The organism is Sinobaca qinghaiensis, from assembly GCF_003610495.1.
GTDB lineage: Bacteria > Bacillota > Bacilli > Bacillales > Marinococcaceae > Sinobaca > Sinobaca qinghaiensis.
Genome location: NZ_RAPK01000010.1, coordinates 132,774 through 158,257, shown reverse-complemented (window position 1 = coordinate 158,257; position 25,484 = coordinate 132,774). Strand labels below are relative to the sequence as shown.

The following is a 25,484-nucleotide window of genomic DNA, read 5'->3' as shown; positions in this document are numbered from 1 at the left end:
GGGCTGAGCATGATGAACATTGAAATTGAACGGCTCCATAAGGAGCATTGGCCGGAAGTAAGGGAAATTTATGAAATGGGGATTCAGACAGGAAAGGCAACATTTGAAACTAAAACGCCTTCCTGGGAAATCTGGTCAGCAACACATGATCTTGTCTGCCGGCTTGTAGCAGTCGAAGAGGAGACGAGAAAAGTGCTTGGCTGGGTGGCACTTGCTCCTACATCAAACAGACCGGTGTATGAAGGCGTCGGAGAAACGAGCATCTATATACATGATGAGGGGCGGGGAAAACGTATAGGAACCCGCTTGATGAAAGAACTGATTTATATAAGTGAGCGCGAAGGCTACTGGACGCTTCAGGCCGGCATTATGCCTGAGAACATTGAAAGCATCCGTATCCATGAAAATGCCGGATTCCGGGAAGTCGGCCGCCGTGAAAAGGTAGGAAAGCTTAACGGCGCGTGGAGAGATGTGCTATTATATGAGCGCAGAAGTAAAATTGTAGGAATAGAGTAGGTGAATAAAAGGCATGACGTATCATTCTGGTTATAATCTGGTAAAGCCCATTATTCTTTTAATCGCGATCTGGGCCATCGTATTGCTAACAGACCCGGCATTTATTATTCCGGCTGTACTAATCAGCATTTTTGCAGTACTGGCGATGTTTCTTCACCAGCACGTGAAAGTAAAAAATAACACGATTACGTGCTATACGTATTTGGCGAAAAAACGGGTGTTTACCCGGGTGGTGTACCCGAAAAACGTCACCGGCATTTTTCTTAAGAATGCGCCGGGCGGAAAAGTTCTTCCATTGATTAAGCGGAAAAACCTATCAACGATCCGGCTGCGCCGGTACAAGGATACCGGGCTGTACCGCGATGTAGAGAAATTTGCGGTCGACCATGACCTGCCGCTCGAGCAGGATACGAGCTACACGAAGTGGAAAGAAAGCGAACAGAATAAATAGCAAAAAGCAGGAAAGGCCTCAGCCTTCCTGCTTTTTTATTTGTTTAATCACGCGCGCCGGATTGCCGCCGGCAACGGTATGAGCGGGAACATCTTTTACGACTACTGCACCGGAAGCGATGACAGCACCATCTCCAATGGTAACACCGGGATTAACGATGGCTCGGCCGCCGATCCAGACGTTGTCGCCTACAGTTACTGGAACGCCGTACTCGTGAAGCGTAGCCCGTTCCTCTCCGTCAAGCGGATGGTTCACGGTATAGATGTGAACGCCGGGACCAAGCATCACGCCGCTGCCAAATCGAATCGGCGCCTCATCGAGCATGACACAGTCAAAGTTGGCGTAAAAGGATTCACCGACATGAATGTTATAACCGTAATCGCAGCGGAACTGCGATTCTACACGGACTGCTTCCCCGGTGGAACCAAAAATCTGCTTGATCGTTTCGAGGCGTTTTTCCGGGTATTCCACGCCGATGTTGTTATACATCCGCAGTGCCAGCTTCGCATTCATGCGTTCTTCGGCGAGTTCTGGATCATGGGGAAGGAATAGTTCTCCGGCCAGCATTTTTTCTTTTTCTGTTTTCATATGTACCGTCCTTTCTTTATAAAGATCTCTCTATTTATCCTACCGCAGCTTGTTTCAAAAGAGAAGACCGGGTATAAAGAACACAAACAAATCCAAACGGAAAAAGATATGATACAATCTGTAAAGAATATAGGACTAATGAGTGGAGGCATCACATGACAAACGAGCTGCCCGTACAGAAAAACGAGACAATTACGGCAACTATAGAAGACCTGACCCATGAAGGCGCAGGCGTCGCAAAGGTGGATGGATATACATTATTTGTGCCAAACAGCCTGCCCGGCGAAACCGCTGAAATCAAAGTGATCAAAACGAAAAAAGGCTACGGCTTCGGCCGTCTGCTTAATGTTATTGAAGAGAGCCCGGACCGGGTGGAACCTCCCTGTCCGATCTATAAACTCTGCGGCGGATGCCAGCTGCAGCACATGAGCTACGGCGGCCAAAAGCAGTATAAGCACAAACAGGTGGTAGAAGCATTAAGCCGGCTTGGCGGTCTGTCTGACGTAACTGTTCATCCGACGCTTGGAATGGAGGAACCCTGGCATTACCGTAACAAAGCGCAGGTGCCGATTGGAACGAAGCCGGACGGCCACTTAAAAGCCGGCTTTTACCAGCAGCGCTCCCACCGGATTATGGATATGGATGCCTGTATCATTCAGCAGGAAAGCAACGACCAGGCCGTGCAGACCGTTAAGAATATCGCCGATGAGCTCGGAATTACATCTTATAATGAAGACAAGCACCGCGGTATGCTCCGCCATGTAGTGGCCCGTTATGCCCAAACGACCGGCCAGCTGATGATCGTGCTCATTACTAAAGACGAAACCCTCTCTCACAAAAAAAAGCTGATTGAAAAAATCCGGACAGAGATACCGGAAACCGTATCCATTATCCACAACATCAACCCAAAGCGCACGAACGTGATTTTTGGAGACAAAACGAATGTACTGTGGGGAGAAGAATATATTTACGATCATATAGGAGATATCTCGTTTGCGATTTCAGCCCGCTCGTTTTATCAGGTAAACCCGGTTCAGACGAAGGTTCTGTATGATAAGGCGCTTGAATATGCCGATCTGAAAGGTCATGAAACAGTAGTGGACGCGTACTGCGGCATTGGAACCATTTCGCTGTTTCTTGCCCAGAAAGCGAAGCACGTGCATGGCGTGGACATTGTACCGGAAGCGATTACGGATGCGAAGCGCAATGCCCGTATTAACCAATTTGAAAACGTGACGTTTGCGGTAGGAGAAGCCGAAGAAGTCGTTCCATGGTGGGCAAAAGCAAACGGCCTGCGTCCGGACGTCATGGTTGTTGATCCGCCTAGAAAAGGCTGTGACGACAAGCTGCTTGACATGATGCTCGAAACGAGCCCCGAACGGATTGTCTACGTATCCTGTAACCCGGCCACTCTGGCCCGGGACCTGAAGTATCTAACGGAAAGCGGAGCGTATGAAGTTAAGGAAGTACAGCCTGTCGATATGTTCCCGCAGACCACGCATGTAGAGTGTGTGGCGTTAATTGAAAGTGTTAAATAAGAAGCAGATGGCCCGAGAATCGATAGAAGATTCTTGGGCCATCTGCTTTAATTCCGATACAATTAATTAGCCGGTGAAGAATCTCTATGGTTAATTCGTTGAAATCAATTAGTACAGTTAGTTATTTTTTTTAGTTTTATAATAACAGCTTCGTCCTCTACTGTTTGAAGCGAGGCTTCGGTTTGATTTGACTTTAAAAGTAAATCGTTAATCTGTTTGTTAATGACATTTATAAATTCATCATATTCCTCTTTTAATATCACTTTTTCGATTAATAAATTTATTGTGTTTTTCTTTTTCATTTTTAATTGCTCTAATGTATTTAAATGAGATCTAATTTGTTTTTCGGCATGGTGCTTTTGCTTCTTTAACTTAGTTTCTAAGGAATCCATGAGAGTGTCATTGCTTAAAGAGGATACTAACATCTTAAGATCCTCTAAAATAGCGAATCCTAATAGGGCGCTTTTATTAAATGTTTACCATAAGCTTTAGCTCCACGCTTATTATAATTTCCACAAATGTAGCCCTTGTTATTTACTTTATAATGCATCCCTAGTACAGCAGTCAACACAATATGCAGTGTTTATCAATAGGTGCTTTTTTAAGCTTGTGGCCTAGTCTTTTTTTCAACTAGTAATTAGTTGTTGGACTGTTTCAAAATCTTACCTTAAGATAATAGCTGTATGAGTGTTAGGAACGATTATATAATTTTATGGTTCATTTTGATCTCTAGATTTATTTGTTACGCTCTGTGTTGTGGTTCGATTCTGAATTAGATCTACTGAATGGTGGGGATTTGTTAGTATTACTTTTATTGAATAACTTTGCCACGTAACATTAGCATTTTCCGATTTACCACTTGTGCCGGCGTTGGTATTCCCTCGTTGTACAAGGCTCTAGCATTACGATCTAACTCATGACCTGAGATGTATTCCTTAAATATCTTGCGCAATAGGTTAGAGGTATCATCAGTCCAGACCATAGTCTGCCAACTTGCAATTCATATCCTTATGGAGCACTAGAACCTTTAAATAATCATTTTTGTGCACGGGTTTTTAAAGCTGTTTTTACCCGTTCACTGTTTCTTTGGTACCCCTGTGCATACTTTTAAACATAGATACCAAGCATCTGACAAATGTTTCATTACTGTGCTATTATCTCGGAGAGAAATTAAGAAATCTCTATTGAGCATGGTTTTTTAATGATACCTAACTTTAGGAAATATAAAATAAAGCAAGTAGTCGAAACTTGTTGAAGTTTAATATCTTAAATAATCGATGAATTAATAAAATGGAAGGTTTGATTAAATGTTCCTTGGCGATAATCCAGTTAAAACTGGAAAAGATGATTTACTAGAGAGAAAAGATTTTGCAAAGCACTTGGGAAAAGCAATTAGCGAATGGAAGGAAAGTGAAAGTTTAGTAATCGCGCTTAATGGAGAATGGGGGATCGGGAAGTCCTCAATCATTAATATGGCATTGGATCATATTGAAAATGATATTGAAGTGGAGAAGCCAACTATTATTAGTTACAATCCTTGGATTTATTCAGACTTAAGTAATCTAACCTCTAATTTTTTTGATGAATTATCTAAAGAGCTAGCAATTCAAAATCAAGCAATTAAAGACAAAGAAATTGCCGATAAATTAAAACTTTATTCTAATCTACTAAATATGGTACCGGATAAAACTGTTTTCAAAGCAACTTATGATAAATTAATTATTGGAATTGGTCTAGCTGGTATTTCTTTAAGCTCAATAGCAGAATGGATAGGTGTGACAAATGAGGTATTAAAGAATATTTTATTTATTAGTGGTGCTGTATTAATCTTAGGGCAATTGACTAGAGGTGCATTAACCAGGTTATCTAATTTCTTTGGTACAAGATCTAAAATAAGAGAGAAAACTGCAATTGATTATAAAGCAGAAATAACAAATGAATTATTAGAAAGAAATAAGAAGTTGGTAATTATTATTGATGATATTGATAGGTTAACTTATGAGGAAACAAAAGAGATTTTTCGTTTGATTAAAATAAATGCAGATTTTCCGAATACAATATATTTATTGTCTTTCGAGAAAGAAGTTGTTCAAAAAAATCTTGATGTATCCTTAGGAGTATCAGGTGCAAAGTATATGGAGAAAATTGTTCAGGTTTCGTTTGATGTGCCTGAGGCACAAGCAGAGAATATTCATAAATATCTATTTGAGCAGTTGGATCGAATACTTTCTAGACTTCCGGAATCTGTATTGAAATATTTCTCTACAGACTCTATTTATTGGGGAAATGTGTTTCAGTCAGGAATAAAGTATTTTTTCAAAAATCTTAGACATGTTAAACGATTTGCGAGTAGTTTAGAGTTTAATATCTCACAAATGTACAAAGATAGTGTTATGGAAGTAAATCCTATTGATTTTATTGCAATAGAAACATTAAAAGTATTTAGACCAGATTTTCACAACTTCATGAGACAAAATAAGGAACTATTTACAGCTACAAGAAATCCAACTGATCCTCAAAATAATGATCAAAGACAAAAAAAAATAAAGAACGCTATTTCAAACTTAACAGGTGAGTATGAACAGTGTGTTACGGAACTATTAAAGCAACTATTCCCACAAATAGGGAATGTAATTGACAAGGGTTACTCTTCATATGGATCTGAATGGATATCAAATTGGTCAAGAGACCTGAGAGTTTGTTCACCAACTCATTTTGATAGCTATTTCGTGTACCTTCCAAAGGGTTCTAGTAAAGAAATAAGCCAGTTTGAGTTAGAAACTACTTTACAGAAAATAAATAATAAATATGATTTTGAATCTAAATTAAATGAGTTTGTTCAAAATAAAAAAATAAGAAAACTATTACAGATATTTCAGGATTATACTAGTGATAATAATAAATTTCCTAATATGTATTTTCAAAATATAATTATTCCGCTTCTTAATATAACGGATTCATTACCATCTGAACCTGAAGGAATGACAGATTTTGGAGCAGATGTGGATGTTATGAGAATTATTTATCAATTACTAAAAAGAGAAAATAATCAAGAAGATAATTTTAATCTTCTTCATGAAGCTATTTTACATTCAACGTCACTTTATGGAGTAGTCAAAAAAATCTCGATTATATCTCCTCTTAAAGATGATACTGAAAGTAGTATTTCATTAGTTAAGGATGAACATTTGTTAAGATTACAACAACTTTGCATTGATAAAATAAAAAAGAGGGCACAAAATCATTCCCTCTTAGAAAGTAATAACCTACTTTACATCTTATATCGTTGGAAAGAGTGGGGAAGCAATGAAGATTTTAAGAGCTTTATCGAGGAGTTAATATCCGATGAAAAATCAATGTTAACATTTTTGAAGTCATTTAGAAGTACATCTTTTATTTCATCTGTTGGCGACTATGTCTCCCGCAAAAATGTTTCCTTTAATTATAAAAGTTTAAAAGATTTTGTACCTGATATTGACGCTATAAAATTAAGGTTGATTGAGATTAAAACAAACAATCAAATTCTATATAAGGAGTATAAAGAGTTCATTGATTTATTCTTAGAGAATTATGATAAAAGAGATGAGTATGATTTTTAAAAATTGTATTGGATTTATCTTGATTTCAATAATGATTGATATAGATGGGGAGCTTAGAGGGGCAGGTTTTTTATCTGACTAGTCCAAAGCTCTCCCACTAAATGAAAATACCAGGTAACGGTTGTTATTCCACAATTTATTTCTATAAAAAGGCTGGTATAATATTCTTTACAATCAATCAAGTTTACTGATTTGTACTTCCTTACTTTATCGAGAAATGTATTAGTAACAAATTCACCTTGTCATTTGAAAAAATAAAAAGTAGGACTTTCATTAATATACTTCTATTAATTGAAAATGTTAGTAGCTCTTCCTTATTGATCTAACGAGTGCTTTAATTTTAGCTTTTTTTGTTAGGGTATGTTGTAGGATAGTTTTACAAAAGCAAAGTGATGATTTTGAATAATATTTTGGGGAAAAGAACAATAACTCCATGAGATGAACAAGAATACATAAATGAAGCTACAAAGTATGATTATTTATAAATGCTGGTCTGGTCAGTGACTTGGTCTCAATCTATAATGAAAAAGAAAAAATTTATAACATGAAATATAATAATACTTTATACAAATAAAGGGAGAGTTTCCATCTAAGCAAAAAAAAGACACTCGAAATGAGTGCTATTAATATTTATAACTTAAAAAGCTTTCTACTAAAAAAATTCTGATATAGTAAATAACAAAATATATATTTCATATTTTAATATATAAACTAGTGTTAATACCCTTTTAATAAGAGTTTATTCCAATAATTTACTTTGAGAGGTAGATATGTAAAATAATTTGGTAATATAATTTTTTATCCGATATAACAAGGGCTTTGAGTTCTTGCAAAAGTAACTTGTGTTTGTTTATAGTTGTGTTTTATGATAGTGGGCGAAAAGAGAAAAACTATAGGAAAATACGCACCGCAAATTTTCACTTGAAGAGGGGAGTTGTGGTGGCAGGTTGGCGGCAAACTTAATCATACTGTCAACGATTTTCTTTGATTAGATCCTACATAACAAAAACTAAATCCTATTGAATCAACTTTTTGATTTTGAAATTGTTATAATTCTATCAACCTATCCATTTTGACAAGTGGGAGTTAATTTGTATACAAAACACCCCTTGTTTCAATTTCGGTTAGACTGTGTAATCTAATATTATAGGTTGAACAATGCTACATCTATTTATTAATTTATATCTACACTCAGCACTCTACACATGTGGAATGTGTAGCTTGACTAAATAGAAAAAGTTAACTAACTCTATGTGAATTGTCTTATCTATTTTTTTAATAATCAGAAAAATGTATTTAAAAAAGGAGTAAAAATATATGAAATTCACTTATAAAAGTTACAGTGTTTTTGTTAAAAAATTAGGTTATTTTGATTCTGTAATTGAAATGAATGAAGTAGCTATAAGAGAGTTTGCTGATCAAGCTAATAGTTCTGGTGATTTCAGTAAATTCTTAGCGTGTAAATCAAAAAAGCATAAAATCAGAGTGGATTTTCCAAAAATACCAGAGGATTTTAATTCAATTATTGCTAAAAATTATATTGCTCAAGTTTCTCAATGTTTTGAGGAATTTTTAGTAGATTTTCAGAAAGAATATGAAATAATAAAGAAAGTTCCATGGCTGAATTTAGAAAAAAATCCTAAATTAAAAATAGCTTTTAAGAGTGTAGACTCTTCATACATTATAGATAATGATCTAAATTATAAAATTTGCGATTACTATAGAAATATTAGAAATTCAGCATTACATAATAAAGACGAAAAAAGATTAAATAAGTTAGATCTCGAGCATAATAAAGTTTCTTCTATGAAGATAAGAAAAAACGAATATAGTAAACTTAATGCCCCGAATAAATTTAAAAGCATAAATTTCGATGATTTCATTTTATACTCCAGAGCGGCAAAGGAAATGGCATTTAAACTTTGTGAGTTAAGTAAACCAAATATAGATGAAGTTGTTAATTTGATAAATGAGAAAAATTTTTCTTGTTATGAAAATAACTCAAATAGAAAACATAATGCATTAATAACAGAATTAAAATCTAAGTATGGGATACAAAAAGAAACAGCGGAAATAATAATAAAACTTGCTAACTTCTAGTATAGCAACTATAATATATTTTATCCGGTTCGCTTAGTGGTAAAGCACCCCCCTCCATTGGTTCATGATCATATCGTGATTCAATGAAGGGGGAGCCTGTGGTTCGACTCCACAGCCGGATACCATTAAAAATTTTTATGGGTTCTTATAGATATTTCAGCAGTGTGAAATAACAACAATAGTTTTAGAAGTGGGTAAAGAAGACTGGGATGAAATGATCCGTTTCATGACGAATAATATGGTCAAATTGAGAAATTCCTTAAAAGAAGTTTTAAGTGATGTAATCACTAAACAGTCGCGTTTATAAATAAGACGGCGTACTCCAGCAGAACAGCCATCGGTGAAGATAAAAGAATGTTCTTTTCTTTTAGCTGAGGCATGGCCTGCGGAAAGACGCCGTCCTAATAAAGAATCTGTCCAAACAAAAAGAAGAAGCCTCCGGGGCCTCTTCTTTTTTTATTTACAATTCATCTTCCCCAAATGCTTCCGGCAGCATTTTAAAGCCTTCGATTTCGGCGTCTTCTTCGATCTCAATCATAATGCAGCGTTTGCCCTTGTAATTTACCTGTTTTACAAACTGCAGGTCCTGCGGGCTGATGGATATGTTGGCGACTTTCGTATTAATCTTAATTGACTTGGATTTGTATTTTGGAATCACGCTGGTTGCTTTTAATTCATAGGATTCCTCGTTCGTGAAGCGCTCGAATGAGGATTTTATCTGCTCGTCTTCGACCTGTTCGCCGCTCTGGGCGAGCACGCGGCCGACGTCCTTATAGTCGAGCATAGGCGCCGTATCTTCTTCGTTTTCCTCGACCACACGGTTGATTTCTTCATACACCGCAGCGAGAGTGGACGGATTAAGCTGGTCGCCGACGACATCTTTGATCACTTCTTCAAACACGGCTTTGTCTTCCTGGGCGGTCATAATATCCTGGCCGTTCAGTACTTCCTCAATAAAGCGGTAGTCCGGCTCATGCGCTTTACCGGCTGCATAGAGGACATGATTTACGTCGGAGACGCCGTCGGTAATAGACGGAAACAGGAAACCAGCCATCGGATGCTTTAAATCGATGACGGGATCGGTTTCGATTTTGTATTTGAATTCCTTTTCAATGTAGTCAAAATGAATTTCTTTTTTCGGCTCTTCGGTTTTATTGATACTGCAGATAATAAAAGGATTGGAATAAACGGTATCACGGATATTTTCTTCATTTTCTCCGCTTTCCCGCCGGGTTGGTTTCATGTATTCGGCACGGATAAACGAAATGACAATATCTTTTTCATACGGATGATCGGTCAGTATCTTATTTGTGATCGCAAGCATTTCCTGTTTCCAATCCTCTACATTGCTGCTGAGAAGTGCTTTATGTAGAATCAGCTGGCTGGAATCTTCTGCTTCCCGGTCGAATTTCACGTCGAACAGCTTTTCATCCATCTGGCCGCCGAGCAGCTTTTTAAAATGGGCGATAAACAGCTCCTGCTGGTCGCTGTCTAGCATGTGAAACGGCTGGCTCTGCTGATGGTAAATTTCTGTCGTTTCTTTCATGACGTACACGTTAAATATATCGGAAATCTTTAATAGATCATTGTCTACTTTGAGCTGCCGGCGAATTGCGGCAATATCTTTTTTATCCATAGCTGTCCACTCCCGGGTGATGTAATTTACGTTTGGAAACTCTGTCAGTATACCATTTTGACATAGAGAGAGGGCGTTTGTGAATATGCATATCGGCCCGGGCTTTGAAAAAAACATAAAAAAAGAACCGATCAGGATTATCTCCCGCCGGTTCTTTACGAACGCTTTATTACATCTCTTTCGCTCCAAGGTACCTTGATTTCCAGTAGCTGTTGTCCATGTCCGTTACGGTAACTCCAGTGGATGAACCGGCATGAACAAATTTATTATCGCCCGCATAAATACCGACGTGCGACGGCCCGGTTCTTGTTTCAAAAAAGACAAGGTCGCCTTTTTCCGGTTTATCCACGCTCGTTCCCGCTTTCCACATCTGTGCGGCAGTTCGGGGAAGATCCTTGCCGTGTTCGGCAAAGACGCTTTGCATCAGGCCGCTGCAGTCAAAGCCTTTTCTGGTCGTGCCTCCCCATAGATAAGGCACTCCCATGTGGCGCTTGGCTGACGAAATCAGGCTGTCCGCATCATCGGAAGATGGGGTAGAGGCCTGGGCTGCCTGCGCCGGTACAGTGGTTGAAGCGCCAGCAACGACAGAAGATCCGGCAAGGCCTAAAGAACCGAGCGTCTGCGGACCGGCCACTCCATAGAAATTCCCGTTTGGGTTGGAAATACTGTTGGAGAGCTGATATTCACGAACTGCCTGAAGCGTTTTGGAACCGAAGATGCCGTCAATGTTGGAAGCCGGATTGAATCCCTGATCCGTCAGCGTCTGCTGAAGCTGTTCGACGAAACTGCCGCGGCTGCCTATTTTCATGGAAGAAACGGAATTTCCCGGCTGCGGTAGGGAGAATCCGTTCATAGCTATGTTGTTTATCATGGAATTCCTGCCTTTCGTTATGTATCGGAGTTAAAGCTATGTAAGTAAAGCAGATGGGCTTTTAGAAAAATAAAAGTGTGCCATAAAATGTTTCATTTCTCCTATAGTATCGGCAGGAAATAGAAAAGGTTAAGCGGATGAGCGAAAAATAATTTGTTTAAAAAAAGAAGCCCCCTTCATAAAAGGAGGCTTCTGCTTCTATTTTTTCCGCACATTGTTAATCCAGGCTTCATCCTGATTCATCATTTTAATGGCTGCATAGATCAGCATAAACTGAATGATAATAATCGGCAGTCCCATTAAACCGGCTACCACTTCAAGTGGCGCCAGGCCGCCGGCTCTCATTAAAACAAGCGCAAGCGTCGTAATAATGACAGCCACGACAATCCGTAGAAATTTAGATGGTTCATTTTTGCTCATATCTTCTGTGCTTGTATAGGCTGCGATCGTATACGTCGTCGAGTCGAGCGTAGTGGTTAAGAAAACCATTGCGACAATCATAAAGACGATAAGAGAGAGGGCGGGCAGCGGCAGAGATGATAAAATGGCCGGAATTGCTGCCATCGGCTCGCCGTTGTTTACGATCTCCAGTACATTCACGTCTCCGTTAATATAACGGTGCACGCCGAGTCCGCCGAGGATACCGGTAGCCACCCATGATAAGAGGGTAGGTGCGAGCAGATAGGTTAATATCATTTCTTTCACCGTACGGCCTTTTGATATTTTTGCGGCAAATACGCTGTGGAGCATAGCCCAGGTTGCGCTGTAGGCAAACCAGAATACCGTATTCGTCTGAATGTGGCTGGCACTTCCATCGGCAAGCGATTCAGTCATAAAGCTCATTCCTACATAGTTGTTTAAGAGAAAGCCAAACGTTTCAGTGAAAAAATTAAGAATGAATACGCCGGGTCCGGCGATCAAAATAAAAATACCGAAAGCTCCTGCTAAGTACATATTAAAGGTACTTAATCGTTTGATCCCTTTGTCAATACCGACATACGCGCTGACAGAGAACATAAACACCCAAATGATGGTTACAGCCAGTGTAAGGCCGAATGTTACTTCCATATTAAACAGTTCAGCGAAATTATACGTGACAATTGGAGCACCGAGTCCGAGCGTAACGGCCGCGCCGGCAAGGATACTGATTAAGAAGATAATATCCAAAAACTTTCCTCTTGGTCCGTCCGTAAAAGCATCACCGAAAATACTCCGGAATGCTTCAGAAATTCTCATCAGCGGCCGTTTTCTCACGTGAAGCACATAGGCCATCGCCGGAGCAATCATTACGAAGATGGCAAATACCTGAAAGCTCCACATGAACATAGCATACGAGTTCCCCCATAAAAGAGAGGCGGAAGACTGCGCTTCTACGCCGGCCGGCGGATCATTGGCGACGGAGGCCCATTCGATCATGCCGGTTCTCATTAATGTAGAACCGACTCCCATAGCAATCAGGATAGAGGCATATTCAAATAGTGAGAATCTGGGCTTTTCCCCCGGATCTCCAAGAACGACCTTGCCGTATTTGGAAAAAGATAAATAAAGACCGGCAGCTACCAGAATAACGGCATACCAGAGATACCCCCAGCTGAATACATTAACAATTGAATCAAATACAGGATTTAATACATTTAAAGCCGCGTCCCCGTTCGCTGCGAAAAGAACGCTGATCGCAATAATAACGAGCAGAGCGGGAAGAAAAATTTTGTAATCGATCAACGCCAGTTTGCTTTTTTTCTGATCGACTTTTGGTTCCATATCATACACTCCCTTTTAACTATTAACTAATTCTGACCCGGTTTGTTTCCAGTTGATTTGGAACAGGTGCATCCTCACCTTATACCCTGCTCGGCAATAAAATATGCATTTATAATGCTTTTTTTAATAGAAAATATAGAAAGGTTCAGAAAAGCGCTTAAAGGGAACATAAATAAAAAGCAGAAGGAGTGGATACTATGGCAGAAATTATTTTTTCTTCCATTCAGGGAAGTCACGAAACGAAAAGCGACCAGGGGCATAAAATAAATTATGATGTAACCATTCTTTATGACAGAGAAGAACCGGCCTACACTATTCAGTATGAAACGAAAGACCGGATGGTACCTCAGGCGGATACCATAAAGTTTGAAAATGGAAGCACGGTAATTGAAGACGGCCAGAACGTGTTCCGGCTTGATAAAGAAGAAGAGCAGGAGGAAGAATAAGCGCTCTATTTAAACTGGTTGTATAAAACAAAAAGGCAGGAGCCGCTCCTGTCTTTTTTTGCTGAATTTTTCCCTATTGTATATAGAACCATGTATGATTAAGTGCAGGATAGGATCAAACGAAATTTATAAACAAAAAGGATTGTGTTGGAAATGAATTCATTTACGCAGTATGAACTACAGGAGGACATCCTCCGGGCCCTTGATATGCTTGGCTACAAGGAGCCGACCAATGTCCAGCAGAAAGTGATTCCGAAAGCTTTGAAGGGGCAGGATGTCATTGTGAAAGCAAGGACCGGAAGCGGGAAAACAGCAGCATTCGGCATCCCCCTCTGTGAGCTGGTGGACTGGGAGGAAAACAAACCGCAGGTGCTTGTGCTTACCCCGACTCGTGAACTGGCCGCGCAGGTAAAAGATGATATTATTCATATCGGCCGCTTTAAGCGGATTAATGCGGTAGCCCTTTACGGCAAACAGCCTTTTGCCAAACAAAAAAATGAATTGAAACAGAAATCACATATGGTAGTCGGTACACCCGGCCGCGTGCTCGACCACATCGAAAAAGGCACGCTGTCTCTTGAAAAAGTAAAATATCTCGTTATTGATGAAGCGGATGAAATGCTCCATATGGGCTTTCTGGAGCAGGTGGAATCGATTATCGAACGGGTGCCCAAACAGAGAAAGACGATGCTCTTTTCTGCTACGCTGCCGGCAAATATTGAAAAACTGGGACGTAAGTATATGATCGACCCGGATTATCTGGAAGTAGCCCCGGAGCCCGAATCCGCTAAGTCGATCACTCATTACCGGCTCGACAGCATTCCGGAGAAAAAGCTGGAAACGCTCCACAAAGCGGCCGTGGTGGAAAATCCGGAAACATGCGTTATTTTCTGCAATACTCAGGCTGAAGTGGAGCGTGTATTTTCCTATATTAAGCAAAAAGGCTATCCGTGCGATAAGCTGCACGGCGGTATGATTCAGGAAGACCGCTTTGACGTGATGGACGATTTTAAAAAGGGTCTTTTCCGCTATCTGGTAGCCACCGATGTAGCTGCAAGAGGAATTGATGTAGAGAACGTTACTCATGTAATAAGCTTTGATGTGCCAAAAGAACAGGAAAGCTACGTACACCGGACCGGGCGGACCGGCCGGGCGGGACGAAGCGGTACGGCCATAACCATTGCAGGACCGAGGGATGAACGCTATATAAAGTTTATTGAAGACTATATCGGATTTTCTATTGAAAAACGAGCGGTACCCTCTGAGCAGAAAGTTACCCGGGCCCTGCCTGCTTTCAAGAAGAGCCTGCAGCAGAAGCCTGAACGAAAAGCCGGTAAAGGGGAGCAGATGAATCAGGATATTCTGAAGCTCTATATCAATGGAGGAAAGAAAAAGAAAATCCGTGCCGTTGATTTTGTCGGCACTATTTCTAATATTGAAGGCGTGTCTGCTGAGGATATTGGTATTATTTCCATTCAGGAGCAGTCTTCCTATGTAGATATTTTAAACGGAAAAGGCATGCTGGTTCTGGAGGCTCTCCGTCAGACAACAATTAAAGGCAAGAACCTGAAAGTGCACATCGCCAAGAAGTAGCGTCAGCCATGAGTTAGTTCTGCTCCAAAAAAGGGTACTGAATAAATAACATAATAAAATTTAGTATACTGGAGTGAATGGTAATGGCTGAGACTCAACAGACAAAGCGTCCAAAAATTGCTTTAACCGGAGCAAGCGGCTACATTGGCAGAAATTTAATGAATAAGCTCACCGAGCATGCCGATGTTATCGCACTATCGCGTAACGGTGATAAATACGACAATACAGAACATGTGGAATGGCGTTCCTGTGACGTGTTTTCCATGGCCGATGCAGAAAAAGCACTAAAAGGAGCCGATTATGCTTTTTATCTCGTTCACTCCATGATGCCTTCCGCTAAACTTACACAAGGCACGTTTGAAGATATGGATATTATACTGGCGGATAACTTCGCCCAGGCTGCTAAGAAGAACGGGGTCAAGCAGATTGTTTATTTGAGCGGCCTGATGCCGGAAGCAAAGCAGCTGTCCAGACATTTAAAGAGCCGGCTTGAAGTAGAAAAGGTGCTGAGCGCTTACGGTGTTCCCGTAACGACGATACGCGCGGGTCTTATTGTTGGGCCGCAGGGGTCTTCTTTCCCCATTCTGCAGCGTCTGGTTAAACGTCTGCCTTACATGATTCTCCCTAAATGGACGAATACAAAAACGCAGCCAATTGCGCTTCCGGATGTATTAAATGCGCTTGATAAAAGCGTGGGAAATGAGTCTGTCTTTGGAAAAGCCATTGATGTGGGAGGTCCGGAAGTCCTCACTTATAAAATTATGATGAAGCAGACAGCGGAAGTCCTCAATAAAGAGCGCAAGTTTTATAATGTGCCTTTTTTCACCGTGAAACTATCCCGGCTCTGGGTCAGCTTAACAACACAGACGCCGAAGGAAATGGTGTATCCGCTGATTGAAAGTCTCGTTCATCCTATGGTAGTAAGCAAGGAGCGGGTCGTGGAAGGGATCAGCAACGGCACGATTACGTTTAAAGAAGCTGCGTTGAACTCGATCCGCGAAGAAGAGCAGAAAATGAAAGAACAGGAAGAAAAGAACAAACAGCAGGGATCCAATCCTCCCAAGCCGCAAAAGCCAGAAGTCGAGGCCAATGTCCGTTCCGTGCAGCGCGTGCCAATGCCGGATGGGAAAACAGCCCAGTGGGTGGCCCAGCATTATGTAGAATGGCTTCCCGGACTGTTTAATCCGTTTCTGCGGGCAAAATGTGATGACCCGAGCAGCTGTGAGCTTTATCCAAAGTTTGGAAAGACACCGCTTCTTATTTTATCGCTCTCCGAAGAGCGGAGCACAAAAGACAGAGCACTTTATTATATTACAGGCGGAGCTTTTGCGAAGACAAAAGACGGTAATCGCGGCCGTCTGGAATTCAGGCACATTCCCGGAACAAATGAATGCATCGTAGCCATTCATGATTATATGCCTTCCCTGCCGTGGTTTGTTTATCAGTACACCCAGGCAAGAATGCATATATGGGTCATGTTCAGCTACAAAAAGCATTTGGAGCGCTATATTAAGCGCGAGAATAAAAAAGAAGAAACCACTGTTTCCTCATCCGAAGCAAGAGCGTAAATGCTCTTGCTTTTCTTTTGGCCTATGCCGGGGTGCGGGTATTAAATCTTGTATTTGTAAAATAGAGTCTTTTAAAGGTAGAATAAGAACACAGTTACCAAATTGGGAGGGTGTCGCTATATGGCAATGGAAGGAAAAGTTATTGTTATTACAGGAGCAAGCAGCGGAATCGGGGAAGCTGCGGCAAGAGAACTTGCGGCGAAGGGAGCCTATGTGGTTCTGGGAGCCCGCAGGGAAGAACGCCTGGAACTGCTCAAGCAGACGATCGAACATGAAGGCGGCACAGCCATCTACAAAACGACGGATGTAACGAAGCGCGAAGACGTGGAAGCTCTTGTAAACGAAGCGGTTCAGGCTTACGGCCGCATTGATGTAATGATTAATAATGCAGGCATCTCGCTTGCTTCCAATATGAGCAAAACAAAGGTCAGCGAATGGGACAGCATGATTGATGTTAACCTAAAAGGTGTCTTATACGGTATCGCTGCCGCGCTGCCTCCAATGCTGAAGCAGAAAGAAGGCCATATTATCTCTATTTCTTCAGAGGAAGGTCATGAAACAGCGACATCCAACGTAGTATATTCTGCCACGAAAAAAGCAGTACGTGTCGTAATGGACGGCCTTCGTAAAGAAGTGCAGCCGGAAGATAATATTAAAGCAACGACGATTTCCCCTGGAGTGGTAGCAACAGAATTAACCGACCACTTAACAGATGAGGATCTGCTGAACATGATGGATACGTATATTGTCGGCCCGTCTCTATACCCTGAAGATGTAGCGAATGCAATTACGTACGTTCTGGAACAGCCTGACCATGTAGCAGTTAACGAAATGCTCGTTCGGCCAAAGCCCCACGAATAAAAAAATAAAGCACGGCTCAGCACTCGAAAGAGTGCTTTTTTATGTACATAATGTAATATATATATTGCATTATGTATTAAATATTATATAATTGAAAAAAGGAGGCATTATCATGCGCTGGTTTAAACAAAAAGTGAAAGACGAATGGATTGAACAGACTAAAAATAAAATCTATAAAGAGCTTTATGTACTGGTCGTGCTGCTGTGCTTTTTTTCAATTGTTTATAAAGAAACTGTAAACCCGGAGCCGTTCAATCTGCCTGTAGCAGAATTACTGATTCTCGCTGGAACAGGAATATATTATACGATAAGAGGATGGCAGTTCGGTATTTTCAGCGCAGAAAAAGAGATACATGACCGCAGCAGCCGGATTCCGATGACGGCAAAGCATTTTATTTATACTGTTGCCGGGGGAGTCGGCCTGTCTCTGTTTTTTGGCATTAGAAGCGCCGTTGTCTACGGAGAAGGAACGTCACAGAGCGTGTATTATTTTTTTCTTACTTTCGCAGGAAGCCTGATGATATATATTCCAGTTATGCTTCTGCTGGCTTTTATTCCATTTATTTTTACTAGAGCAAAGAATGTGGAATAATATGCGGGGGAAGGTGAACGAATGAAAAATTTAAAAATGAAAGCAGCACGAGCGGAAAAAGATTTATCCCAGGGTGAGCTTGCAGAAAAAATAGGAGTCTCCCGGCAGACGATCGGATTGATGGAATCGGGTAAATACAATCCGAGTCTGCAGCTGTGCCTGGCTGTCTGCCATGTGCTGTCGAAAACCCTTGATGAGCTTTTTTGGCAGGATGAATGAAAAAAATCCTTATCTTCCTTCATTTCCAGTACGGATCTGCCGATACTAACGGTAGAGACGTCAGAGTAAAGGAATGAATAAGGCATGGATAAAACAACCATTATTGGATTAATACTCGCACTTTCAGCACTTTTGGGCGGTATGGTAATGAAGGGCGTCCAATTAGGAGCCCTTATGAACCCGGCAGCCATCATGATTATAATCGTTGGAACGATCGCGACGATTGTTATTGGATTTCCAACAAGTGAAATCAAAAATATTCCCAATTTGTTTAAAATTATCTTCAGCGATAAAGGTGCTCTGAGCGTTGAAGGGCTGATTCCAAAATTTTCAGAATGGGCTCAGACGGCGAGAAGAGAAGGACTGCTTGCGCTCGAACCGGAAGTCGATGAAATTGAAGACGAATTTCTGCGTAACGGGCTAAGTATGGTAGTTGACGGGCAGAGCTCGGATTTTATCAGGGATTTAATGACAGAAGAAGTAGAAGCCATGGAAGAACGCCATAAAGTGGGGGCGAGCATATTTTCCCAGGCAGGTACATACGCCCCAACGCTTGGTGTTCTTGGAGCGGTAGTAGGATTAATTGCAGCCCTTGCCGACATGAGTGATACAGAAAAGCTGGGATATGCGATCAGCGCGGCTTTTGTTGCTACCCTGCTCGGTATTTTTACCGGATATGTGTTATGGCACCCATTTGCCAATAAGCTGAGACGTAAATCAAAAAAAGAAATAGAGATTAGAGAAGTGATGATAGAAGGTATTCTTTCGGTGCTGGAAGGCCAGCCGCCGAAAGTAATCGAAAAAAAGCTGCTGATGTATATTCCGGCAAAGAAACGCCAAAAGGTAATGGAAGATATTCAAAACGCAGAGCCGGCGGCAGGAAGAGAGGGGTAGCATGTCCAAGCGAAGGAAAAAGAATCATGATGAAGAGCATATGGGGGAGGACTGGCTCCTTCCGTATGCTGACATTCTCACCCTGCTGCTCGCTCTCTTTATTGTACTGTTTGCCTCCAGCTCTGTAGACGCAAAAAAATTCGAACAGATTTCCAATTCTTTTAATTCGGCGTTTGACGGAGGAACCGGTATTATGGACCAGCCGGAGATGGTGCCGGAAATGGAAGAGCTGGCGGGTGAGGAGAGTATAGAACTGTCGGAAACAGCAGAAAGCTCAACCACGGATGAAGAAGAGGAAGCTGCGGCTCTTGCTGATCAGGAAGAACTGCAGGGAATTAAGGAAAAAATTGATCAGTTTATTCAGGACAGAGGTCTGGAAGAAGAATTAAATACTAGTATTTCAGATGATGGCCTGATGCTGTCTATTGAAGATAATATTCTTTTTGACTCCGGGGAAGATGAAGTGAGAGAGGAAGCAGAAGCATTGTCTGATGATATCTCGGAGCTGCTTGTTTTAAGTCCTCCCCGTAATATCGTTATCAGCGGGCATACGGATAATGTGCCTATCTCCAATGCCGATTTTGAAACAAACTGGGATCTAAGCGTACTAAGAGCGGTGCACTTTATGCAGCTGCTGCTGAACAATCCGGATCTTGATCCTGCCATTTTCAGTGCAAAAGGATACGGCGAGCATAAACCGGCAGCAAGCAATGATACAGCCGAAGGACGGGCACAGAACCGGAGAGTGGAAATACTCGTGCTGCCATTAACAGAAGACGCAGCCCCTTAATAGAAATAGAGCGGAGCCAAAAGAGGCAGCGCTCTTTTTTTTAGCAGATGTTTTTTAATATTTTAGAATTTTTAAAATAAGAGTTGCGGGCAGGTGATATTTTTGGAATAATGTGTAGTATAACAAAACGCATAAAACACCCTGCGTGAAAAACAGAAAGTAGCAGTATGATTGTTTTCATCAGACTAAACAGTCTGTATTTTGAGAGCGTGTTCAATGAGGGGGAAGTTTATGGCTGCACTTATTTTATTCTGGGTAGTTATGCTTGGAAGTCTGGCTTTAGCGTGGAAAATGAAAAAGCCGGTACTTCTGCTGATGCCATTTTTAGCGATAGGAACGTATATGGTAATGGAAATAGCTAAAGTACCGCTGCCATTCTGGGAAACGGTTCAATTAATTTTCGGCCTGAAATAACATGTACAAAGGAGAGGGCTGGATGTGGTTAAGCAAGCAGGACAGAACAAACGCTGTATTCATTGCAGCAGTGAACGAACAGCAGTCATGTCGAAATGGCGCTACGTATTTTTTATGTCAACGCTTCCTGTCATAATGGCAGTGATTCTGGGATGGTGGATGACGTCTTTTTTCTTTATTTTCATTCCAGCTGTTATTGTGTTAAATAGTATATTGGCTTCCAAAAAGCCTCCGGTCATTATGTGCATGGACTGCAGGAAAGAAACAGGAAGAGCCGCACGCAGTGCATAATGAATTCTGAAGTTATTTTTGAAAGCGATTACAAATGAAAGGAGGATCATCAAGAGAAGTCGAAGAGAAAACTACTAACTCATAGAGGCGGGTGTTTACCAGTGAAGAAAGTAGAAAAAAAAGTAGCAGATGCCTATTTTAAAACAAGAACGACAATGATTGCGATCTTTTTATTTATCGGGTTTCTTGTGTCTTTCGGCATCGTCTTTTTTGCTGAATTCTTTTCACAGTTTACATTTTTAGGCGTACAGTTTCACTACTACATGGCTTCCCAGGGAGCAGTTATTGTCTTTATTCTTCTTTTATTCCTGAACGCTATTCTAAATGACCGCGTCGACAAAAAATACGGAATTGATAACGATGAAAATGTCCGGATCAGCGGTGGCAAAACGGTCGATCATTAATAAAACAATTCGCTGCAGCATAGTAATCATTACAGACAAACTAAACATTCTGGGGGGTCACCAGCTTGGAAATGCAAACATTCGTATCTTTAGGTCTGATACTAGCTACATTTGCCCTGTATATTGCAATTGCATATTTTAACAGAGCCAAACAGACATCTGAATTTTACGTAGCAAGCCGCGGTATTCCGGCATTCTGGAACGGGATGGCAATAGGCGGGGACTGGATGAGTGCCGCTTCATTCATTGGTATGGCAGGAACACTGATGGCGCTTGGATATGACGGACTTGCCTATATTATGGGCTGGACGGGCGGCTATCTTCTCCTTACCTTCCTGCTGGCGCCGCAGCTTCGAAAATACGGCAGATTCACGGTTCCGGAATTTATCGGGGACCGGTTTGACAGTAATACTGCCCGGCTGATTTCAGCAATTGCAACGATCATTATCAGTTTTACTTACGTTATCGGACAGCTTTCCGGTTCCGGCGTAGTTATCGGCCGGCTGTTTAGTATACCGGCAGCCTACGGAACGATTATCGGGGTTGTTATTATTGCAGTTTATGCTTCCCTTGGAGGCATGAAAGGTGTTACCTGGACCCAGGTTGCACAGTATCTCATACTTATTATTGCCTACATCGTGCCGATCGTTTTTATGTCCCTGCAGATTACAGGAAACCCGCTTCCATGGCTTACTTATGGAAACGTGGTTAATGAGATTGGCGCATTGGACAGAGAGCTTGGATTCACCGAATATTTTGCTCCCTTTTCTGAAAGCGACCGCAGTCAGTTTATTGCTCTTATGTTTACGTTAATGGTTGGAACCGCGGCGCTGCCTCACGTTATCGTTCGTTTTTATACGGTAACAACGATGAAAGCAGCCCGCTGGAGCGGTGCATGGGCGCTGATGTTCATTGGTTTTCTTTATCTTTCAGCACCGGCATATGCGGCATTTTCCCGTTTTATCCTCATGACAGAGGTAGCCGGACAGCCGATTGACCAGCTTCCTTCCTGGACGACTAACTGGGTCGATACCGGCCTGCTTGAAATTGCAGATACCAACGGAGATGGGATTCTGGATTGGAGTGAAATCGCTGTTGGAAACGACATGGTAGTTATGGCGACTCCGGAAATTGCTAATCTGGGCATGTTCGTTATCGGTCTTGTAGCGGCTGGTGCGATGGCCGCAGCCCTCTCAACGGCGGGCGGCCTGCTTATTACGATTTCCTCTTCTTTCGCCCATGATATTTATTACCGTCTGATGAATCCAACAGCAACAGACAAAAAACGCTTGAATGCAGGACGGATTGCGATTGTTGCTTCTACGATTGTAGCCGGCATTATTGCACTCGATCCTCCCGGCGTTATTACACAGATTGTAGCCTGGGCCTTCGGACTGGCCGGCGGAACATTCTTCCCGGTTCTGTTCCTCGGTGTATGGTGGAAACGGATGAACAAACAGGGCGCAATAGCCGGAATGCTCGTAGGTCTTGCTACGACGCTTACGTATATATTCCTGGCTCTTGGCGGTATTACGTTCCTGGGCATCCAGGATACAGGTGCCGGCATTATCGCCGTACCGGTCAACTTCCTGACGTGTATTATCGTGACGTTATTAACCCCGGCACCTGCTCAGCATCTGCAGGATGATGTAGTGGATCTCCGCTATCCGGAACAAATGACATATAAGAACGGTGAGGTATGGATGAATGATGGAACAGAAGAAGACAAATAAAGAATATTTGGAGCAGGTTCATCTCCATCCCTTATTCAGCGGCGCACCAGCCGCTGAATTTGGTGCATTAATGGAGGCATGCAGCCTGCAGTCATTTTCTAAAAACCAGCGGATATTATACTCGCAGAGCCCGAGAGACGGACTGCTTCTGATTTTGGAAGGATTGACAGAGGTATATGTAAGCTTTTCCAAAACAAAAGAAAAAACCCAGGAAGTTCTGGAAGTATTGGAAAAAGGAGAAGTGATCGGGTTATCAAGTCTTGCTGATTTTCTGGGGGAACCGGCAGCGGAGGAAAACAATTATACCGTTGAGGTGCGGGCGATTGAAGAGTCTGTCTGCCTGTACATCCCGTATCACGTGATGGAGAAAGTATGGCACCGCGAAGAAGTCCGTGATTTTGTCATGCGTCATGTAGCGGTCAGGCTGAGGGATATTTATGCCTCCCTGGCTGAACAGGTTCACCTTGCCCAGAAGTGGGGAGAGAGCGATCCATTTATTCAGCGGGTGCAGGACGTAATGAATGCGCCGCCTTTAATGGTAGAGGAAAAAGAAAGCATTCAGCATACGGCAGAGAAGATGGTGGACCAGCAGGCAAGCTCGATTGTCGTGGTAAACGAAAAACAGCGCCTGCAGGGAATTATTACGGAAAAGGATTTAGTACAGCGTGTAATAGCGGCAGACAGGCAGACAGGCACCGCGGGAGACATTATGTCTTCCTCTCCATTTACCATTTCCAGGCGGGCCTATTACTATGAGGCGATGTCGAGTTTTTTAATGAATGGAATCAAGCATCTTCCCGTCGTAAACGAAGACAGCAACAGCCAGGTCGTGGGCATGATTACGTTATCTGATCTGCTTAAAAAGCAGAACCGGGGCAAGTTTGACGTGCTGCGGGAAATTGAGGCATCTTCAAGTGAAAGCCTCTCAGAAGTGAAGTTTGCCATTTATGAAGTTCTCGGCCACCTGATCGATGACGGGATCCCTATTCTTCACATCATGAAAGTTGTTACTAATCTGTATGACCGCCTGATCCGGCACTGTACGGAGCTTGCGCTCGAAGAAGTGAAAGAGGAACTGGGTGCTCCGCCTTGCAGGTTTGCGTTCTTTCTGATGGGAAGCGGCGGCCGGCATGAACAGTTTATGATGACGGACCAGGATCATTTTCTAGTTTATGAAGAGCCGGAAAAAGAAGAAGACCGCCAAGCAAACGATGCATACTTTAAGAAACTTGGCGAACAAATTGTTTATTGGCTGGAAACGGCCGGCTACAAACGCTGTGACGGCAACATGATGGCAAGCGCCCCAGGCTGGCGGGGAACGATCGATCATTGGGAAGACCGGATCCGGACCTGGGGACTTCGAGCGACCAATGAAAATATTCTGCTCGGCCAGAACTTTCTCGCCTTCCGCTGGATATACGGGAGCGAACAGGTTAGAGACGAGTTTGTAACAGGGGTATCCCGGCAGCTGGGAAAATCAAAGATATTTCTGCGGCGTGCCGCTGAGCTTGAGAAGAATGTACCGGTTCCAGTACTTGATCATCCGATTCGGGCATTGTTCCGTGTGAAAAAAGAAGGCATGGATATAAAAAAGCAGGCGTTGTTTCCGTTTCACCACTCCCTGCAGATTCTTTCAGCCGAACACGGTATATTAGGAGAAACACCGGAAGAAATGATCGAGCACCTGAAAGATAAACGAGTGCTGGATGAACCGTTTGCCGATGAGCTGCTTTATGCTTATGAAGTGGTGCTTCATATCAGAGTCACCCAGTCATGGAGCCGATATAAGCTCGAAGAGGAAAACTCAAGTGAGGTATCGTTCCGTCAAATGAAATCAAGAGATAAAGAAGCACTGATACAAGCATTAAAAGCGATACGCTCTCTTCAGACAAAAGCAGTGGCCGCATTTGGGATGGCTTAATCGTATCAGGGGATGAAAAGGAGGGGAGTCTTATGATATTTTGGAAGAAAAAAAGCCTGCACTACCAGTTGAATAATGAACTGCCTTTAAATACACCGTTAAAGGAGCTCGGTTTCACCGTGTTTGATACTGAAACGACAGGATTTGCAGTAGGAAGCAAAGACCGGATGATTGAAATTGGAGCGGTGCAGGTGGAAGGGCTGGAGGTCACAGACCATACGTTTCAAACTTACGTAAATCCAGAAAGAGACATTCCTGCTTCCATTCAGACCCTGACCGGTATCAAGCCATCCGATGTAGAAGGCGCACCCCTCGCCCTGGAAGCAATTGAATCATTTTATCAGTTTATTGAACAGTATGATAGCGGCGGCTGGGTGGGCCATTACCTTGATTTTGATATTATGGTGCTGAAAAAGGAGCTCGGCCGGCACAAGCTTACTTTTGACGAACCGACATATATCGATACGCTTGACGTTATCGGGTATTTAAATCCCTCCTGGGACATGAGGGATCTTTCCCACTATGCGATTCAATTCGGCTCCAAAATATTTGAACGGCACAGCGCGCTGGGAGATGCCCAGACTACCGCTCATCTGCTCGTCGAACTTCTTCACCATATTGGTGACCGCGGAAAGCTGACCCTGGGTGATTTAATTGAAATTACGAAAAAAGATAACGGATACTAATGAATAAATGGA

24 protein-coding genes and 1 tRNA gene are annotated in these 25,484 nt (G+C 42.2%); 20 read left to right on the top strand and 5 right to left on the bottom strand.

What is annotated here, in order from left to right; all coding sequences use genetic code 11:
• The first annotated feature begins 9 nt into the window (after positions 1-9).
• Entirely contained in the window at positions 10-516 is a 507-nt protein-coding gene (locus tag ATL39_RS12815) for a GNAT family N-acetyltransferase (RefSeq protein WP_342768783.1), read from the top strand.
• 13 nt (positions 517-529) lie between these two features.
• Positions 530-967, top strand: a complete 438-nt coding sequence (locus ATL39_RS12810) for a hypothetical protein (protein ID WP_120193751.1) — start codon at positions 530-532, stop codon at positions 965-967.
• An 18-nt stretch (positions 968-985) separates the two neighbouring features.
• Here ATL39_RS12810 and ATL39_RS12805 read toward each other — a convergent pair whose 3' ends face one another.
• Complete coding sequence (locus ATL39_RS12805) at positions 986-1,555, bottom strand: sugar O-acetyltransferase (RefSeq protein WP_120193750.1); 570 nt, start codon at positions 1,553-1,555, stop codon at positions 986-988.
• A gap of 155 nt (positions 1,556-1,710) precedes the next feature.
• Between ATL39_RS12805 and rlmD the strand changes: the two genes are divergently transcribed.
• A complete protein-coding gene (gene rlmD, locus ATL39_RS12800) occupies positions 1,711-3,093 on the top strand; it encodes a 23S rRNA (uracil(1939)-C(5))-methyltransferase RlmD (protein WP_120193749.1) in 1,383 nt (460 codons plus the stop codon).
• Positions 3,094-3,197: 104 nt separating this feature from the next.
• Here the strand turns inward: rlmD and ATL39_RS12795 are convergent, their stop codons facing one another.
• Positions 3,198-3,518 carry a hypothetical protein gene (locus ATL39_RS12795; protein ID WP_120193748.1) on the bottom strand — a complete coding sequence of 107 codons (321 nt, stop codon included), beginning with the start codon at positions 3,516-3,518 and terminating at the stop codon, positions 3,198-3,200.
• An 882-nt stretch (positions 3,519-4,400) separates the two neighbouring features.
• Between ATL39_RS12795 and ATL39_RS12790 the strand changes: the two genes are divergently transcribed.
• The 3 genes from ATL39_RS12790 to ATL39_RS17450 all read left to right on the top strand — a co-directional run bounded on the left by ATL39_RS12790 (position 4,401) and on the right by ATL39_RS17450 (position 8,917).
• The gene (locus ATL39_RS12790; RefSeq protein ID WP_120193747.1) at positions 4,401-6,692 is read left to right on the top strand and encodes a KAP family P-loop NTPase fold protein; all 2,292 of its coding nucleotides are present in this window, start codon (positions 4,401-4,403) and stop codon (positions 6,690-6,692) included.
• A 1,317-nt stretch (positions 6,693-8,009) separates the two neighbouring features.
• Positions 8,010-8,792, top strand: coding sequence for a hypothetical protein (locus tag ATL39_RS12785; protein WP_120193746.1), 783 nt, complete (start codon positions 8,010-8,012; stop codon positions 8,790-8,792).
• Between the two features lie 22 nt (positions 8,793-8,814).
• Positions 8,815-8,917: transfer RNA gene (locus tag ATL39_RS17450), tRNA-OTHER, on the top strand.
• 335 nt (positions 8,918-9,252) lie between these two features.
• On the opposite strand, the gene ATL39_RS12780 is transcribed toward ATL39_RS17450, so the two are convergent.
• The 3 genes from ATL39_RS12780 to ATL39_RS12770 all read right to left on the bottom strand — a co-directional run bounded on the left by ATL39_RS12780 (position 9,253) and on the right by ATL39_RS12770 (position 13,060).
• On the bottom strand, positions 9,253-10,428 hold the full coding sequence (locus ATL39_RS12780; protein ID WP_120193745.1) for a DUF4317 domain-containing protein: 1,176 nt from the start codon (positions 10,426-10,428) through the stop codon (positions 9,253-9,255).
• Between the two features lie 169 nt (positions 10,429-10,597).
• Positions 10,598-11,299, bottom strand: a complete 702-nt coding sequence (locus ATL39_RS12775; RefSeq protein WP_120193744.1) for a C40 family peptidase — start codon at positions 11,297-11,299, stop codon at positions 10,598-10,600.
• A gap of 198 nt (positions 11,300-11,497) precedes the next feature.
• Complete coding sequence (locus tag ATL39_RS12770; protein ID WP_120193743.1) at positions 11,498-13,060, bottom strand: BCCT family transporter; 1,563 nt, start codon at positions 13,058-13,060, stop codon at positions 11,498-11,500.
• Positions 13,061-13,257: 197 nt separating this feature from the next.
• Here ATL39_RS12770 and ATL39_RS12765 point away from each other — a divergent pair, with 197 nt between their 5' ends.
• The 14 genes from ATL39_RS12765 (at position 13,258) to ATL39_RS12700 (ending at position 25,472) form a co-directional block, all read left to right on the top strand.
• The gene (locus ATL39_RS12765; protein WP_120193742.1) at positions 13,258-13,506 is read left to right on the top strand and encodes a hypothetical protein; all 249 of its coding nucleotides are present in this window, start codon (positions 13,258-13,260) and stop codon (positions 13,504-13,506) included.
• 147 nt (positions 13,507-13,653) lie between these two features.
• Entirely contained in the window at positions 13,654-15,099 is a 1,446-nt protein-coding gene (locus ATL39_RS12760) for a DEAD/DEAH box helicase (protein WP_120193741.1), read from the top strand.
• A gap of 83 nt (positions 15,100-15,182) precedes the next feature.
• Positions 15,183-16,667: an NAD(P)H-binding protein gene (locus ATL39_RS12755; protein ID WP_120193740.1), complete on the top strand. Its 1,485-nt coding sequence runs from the start codon at positions 15,183-15,185 to the stop codon at positions 16,665-16,667.
• 120 nt (positions 16,668-16,787) lie between these two features.
• The gene (locus ATL39_RS12750; protein ID WP_425453003.1) at positions 16,788-17,528 is read left to right on the top strand and encodes an SDR family oxidoreductase; all 741 of its coding nucleotides are present in this window, start codon (positions 16,788-16,790) and stop codon (positions 17,526-17,528) included.
• 112 nt (positions 17,529-17,640) lie between these two features.
• Positions 17,641-18,120 (top strand): DUF6773 family protein, encoded by a 480-nt coding sequence (locus ATL39_RS12745; RefSeq protein ID WP_120193739.1) that lies wholly within the window; start codon positions 17,641-17,643, stop codon positions 18,118-18,120.
• A gap of 21 nt (positions 18,121-18,141) precedes the next feature.
• The gene (locus tag ATL39_RS12740; RefSeq protein ID WP_120193738.1) at positions 18,142-18,339 is read left to right on the top strand and encodes a helix-turn-helix transcriptional regulator; all 198 of its coding nucleotides are present in this window, start codon (positions 18,142-18,144) and stop codon (positions 18,337-18,339) included.
• Between the two features lie 84 nt (positions 18,340-18,423).
• Positions 18,424-19,233, top strand: coding sequence for a flagellar motor stator protein MotA (gene motA / locus ATL39_RS12735; protein WP_120193737.1), 810 nt, complete (start codon positions 18,424-18,426; stop codon positions 19,231-19,233).
• Position 19,234: 1 nt separating this feature from the next.
• Positions 19,235-20,023 (top strand): flagellar motor protein MotB, encoded by a 789-nt coding sequence (gene motB, locus ATL39_RS12730; RefSeq protein ID WP_120193736.1) that lies wholly within the window; start codon positions 19,235-19,237, stop codon positions 20,021-20,023.
• A 231-nt stretch (positions 20,024-20,254) separates the two neighbouring features.
• Positions 20,255-20,437: a hypothetical protein gene (locus tag ATL39_RS12725; RefSeq protein WP_120193735.1), complete on the top strand. Its 183-nt coding sequence runs from the start codon at positions 20,255-20,257 to the stop codon at positions 20,435-20,437.
• A gap of 24 nt (positions 20,438-20,461) precedes the next feature.
• Positions 20,462-20,728 carry a hypothetical protein gene (locus ATL39_RS12720; protein WP_120193734.1) on the top strand — a complete coding sequence of 89 codons (267 nt, stop codon included), beginning with the start codon at positions 20,462-20,464 and terminating at the stop codon, positions 20,726-20,728.
• Positions 20,729-20,829: 101 nt separating this feature from the next.
• On the top strand, positions 20,830-21,132 hold the full coding sequence (locus tag ATL39_RS12715) for a DUF4212 domain-containing protein (RefSeq protein WP_120193733.1): 303 nt from the start codon (positions 20,830-20,832) through the stop codon (positions 21,130-21,132).
• A 71-nt stretch (positions 21,133-21,203) separates the two neighbouring features.
• A complete protein-coding gene (locus ATL39_RS12710) occupies positions 21,204-22,865 on the top strand; it encodes a sodium:solute symporter family protein (RefSeq protein ID WP_425453016.1) in 1,662 nt (553 codons plus the stop codon).
• Entirely contained in the window at positions 22,840-24,786 is a 1,947-nt protein-coding gene (locus tag ATL39_RS12705) for a DUF294 nucleotidyltransferase-like domain-containing protein (RefSeq protein ID WP_245960987.1), read from the top strand. The genes ATL39_RS12710 and ATL39_RS12705 overlap by 26 nt, the downstream gene beginning before the upstream one ends.
• Before the next feature lie 32 nt (positions 24,787-24,818).
• Positions 24,819-25,472, top strand: a complete 654-nt coding sequence (locus ATL39_RS12700) for a 3'-5' exonuclease (RefSeq protein ID WP_120193731.1) — start codon at positions 24,819-24,821, stop codon at positions 25,470-25,472.
• Positions 25,473-25,484 lie beyond the last annotated feature (12 nt).

What these genes read in the sequence shown, in the direction of transcription:
- ATL39_RS12815 (WP_342768783.1), top strand. Translation starts at nt 10, where the DNA reads ATGATGAACATTGAAATTGAACGGCTCCATAAGGAGCATTGGCCGGAA.
- ATL39_RS12810 (WP_120193751.1), top strand. Translation starts at nt 530, where the DNA reads ATGACGTATCATTCTGGTTATAATCTGGTAAAGCCCATTATTCTTTTA.
- ATL39_RS12805 (WP_120193750.1), bottom strand. Translation starts at nt 1,555, where the DNA reads ATGAAAACAGAAAAAGAAAAAATGCTGGCCGGAGAACTATTCCTTCCC.
- rlmD (WP_120193749.1), top strand. Translation starts at nt 1,711, where the DNA reads ATGACAAACGAGCTGCCCGTACAGAAAAACGAGACAATTACGGCAACT.
- ATL39_RS12795 (WP_120193748.1), bottom strand. Translation starts at nt 3,518, where the DNA reads ATGTTAGTATCCTCTTTAAGCAATGACACTCTCATGGATTCCTTAGAA.
- ATL39_RS12790 (WP_120193747.1), top strand. Translation starts at nt 4,401, where the DNA reads ATGTTCCTTGGCGATAATCCAGTTAAAACTGGAAAAGATGATTTACTA.
- ATL39_RS12785 (WP_120193746.1), top strand. Translation starts at nt 8,010, where the DNA reads ATGAAATTCACTTATAAAAGTTACAGTGTTTTTGTTAAAAAATTAGGT.
- ATL39_RS12780 (WP_120193745.1), bottom strand. Translation starts at nt 10,428, where the DNA reads ATGGATAAAAAAGATATTGCCGCAATTCGCCGGCAGCTCAAAGTAGAC.
- ATL39_RS12775 (WP_120193744.1), bottom strand. Translation starts at nt 11,299, where the DNA reads ATGATAAACAACATAGCTATGAACGGATTCTCCCTACCGCAGCCGGGA.
- ATL39_RS12770 (WP_120193743.1), bottom strand. Translation starts at nt 13,060, where the DNA reads ATGGAACCAAAAGTCGATCAGAAAAAAAGCAAACTGGCGTTGATCGAT.
- ATL39_RS12765 (WP_120193742.1), top strand. Translation starts at nt 13,258, where the DNA reads ATGGCAGAAATTATTTTTTCTTCCATTCAGGGAAGTCACGAAACGAAA.
- ATL39_RS12755 (WP_120193740.1), top strand. Translation starts at nt 15,183, where the DNA reads ATGGCTGAGACTCAACAGACAAAGCGTCCAAAAATTGCTTTAACCGGA.
- ATL39_RS12750 (WP_425453003.1), top strand. Translation starts at nt 16,788, where the DNA reads ATGGCAATGGAAGGAAAAGTTATTGTTATTACAGGAGCAAGCAGCGGA.
- ATL39_RS12745 (WP_120193739.1), top strand. Translation starts at nt 17,641, where the DNA reads ATGCGCTGGTTTAAACAAAAAGTGAAAGACGAATGGATTGAACAGACT.
- ATL39_RS12740 (WP_120193738.1), top strand. Translation starts at nt 18,142, where the DNA reads ATGAAAAATTTAAAAATGAAAGCAGCACGAGCGGAAAAAGATTTATCC.
- motA (WP_120193737.1), top strand. Translation starts at nt 18,424, where the DNA reads ATGGATAAAACAACCATTATTGGATTAATACTCGCACTTTCAGCACTT.
- motB (WP_120193736.1), top strand. Translation starts at nt 19,235, where the DNA reads ATGTCCAAGCGAAGGAAAAAGAATCATGATGAAGAGCATATGGGGGAG.
- ATL39_RS12725 (WP_120193735.1), top strand. Translation starts at nt 20,255, where the DNA reads ATGGCTGCACTTATTTTATTCTGGGTAGTTATGCTTGGAAGTCTGGCT.
- ATL39_RS12710 (WP_425453016.1), top strand. Translation starts at nt 21,204, where the DNA reads ATGCAAACATTCGTATCTTTAGGTCTGATACTAGCTACATTTGCCCTG.
- ATL39_RS12705 (WP_245960987.1), top strand. Translation starts at nt 22,840, where the DNA reads ATGATGGAACAGAAGAAGACAAATAAAGAATATTTGGAGCAGGTTCAT.
- ATL39_RS12700 (WP_120193731.1), top strand. Translation starts at nt 24,819, where the DNA reads ATGATATTTTGGAAGAAAAAAAGCCTGCACTACCAGTTGAATAATGAA.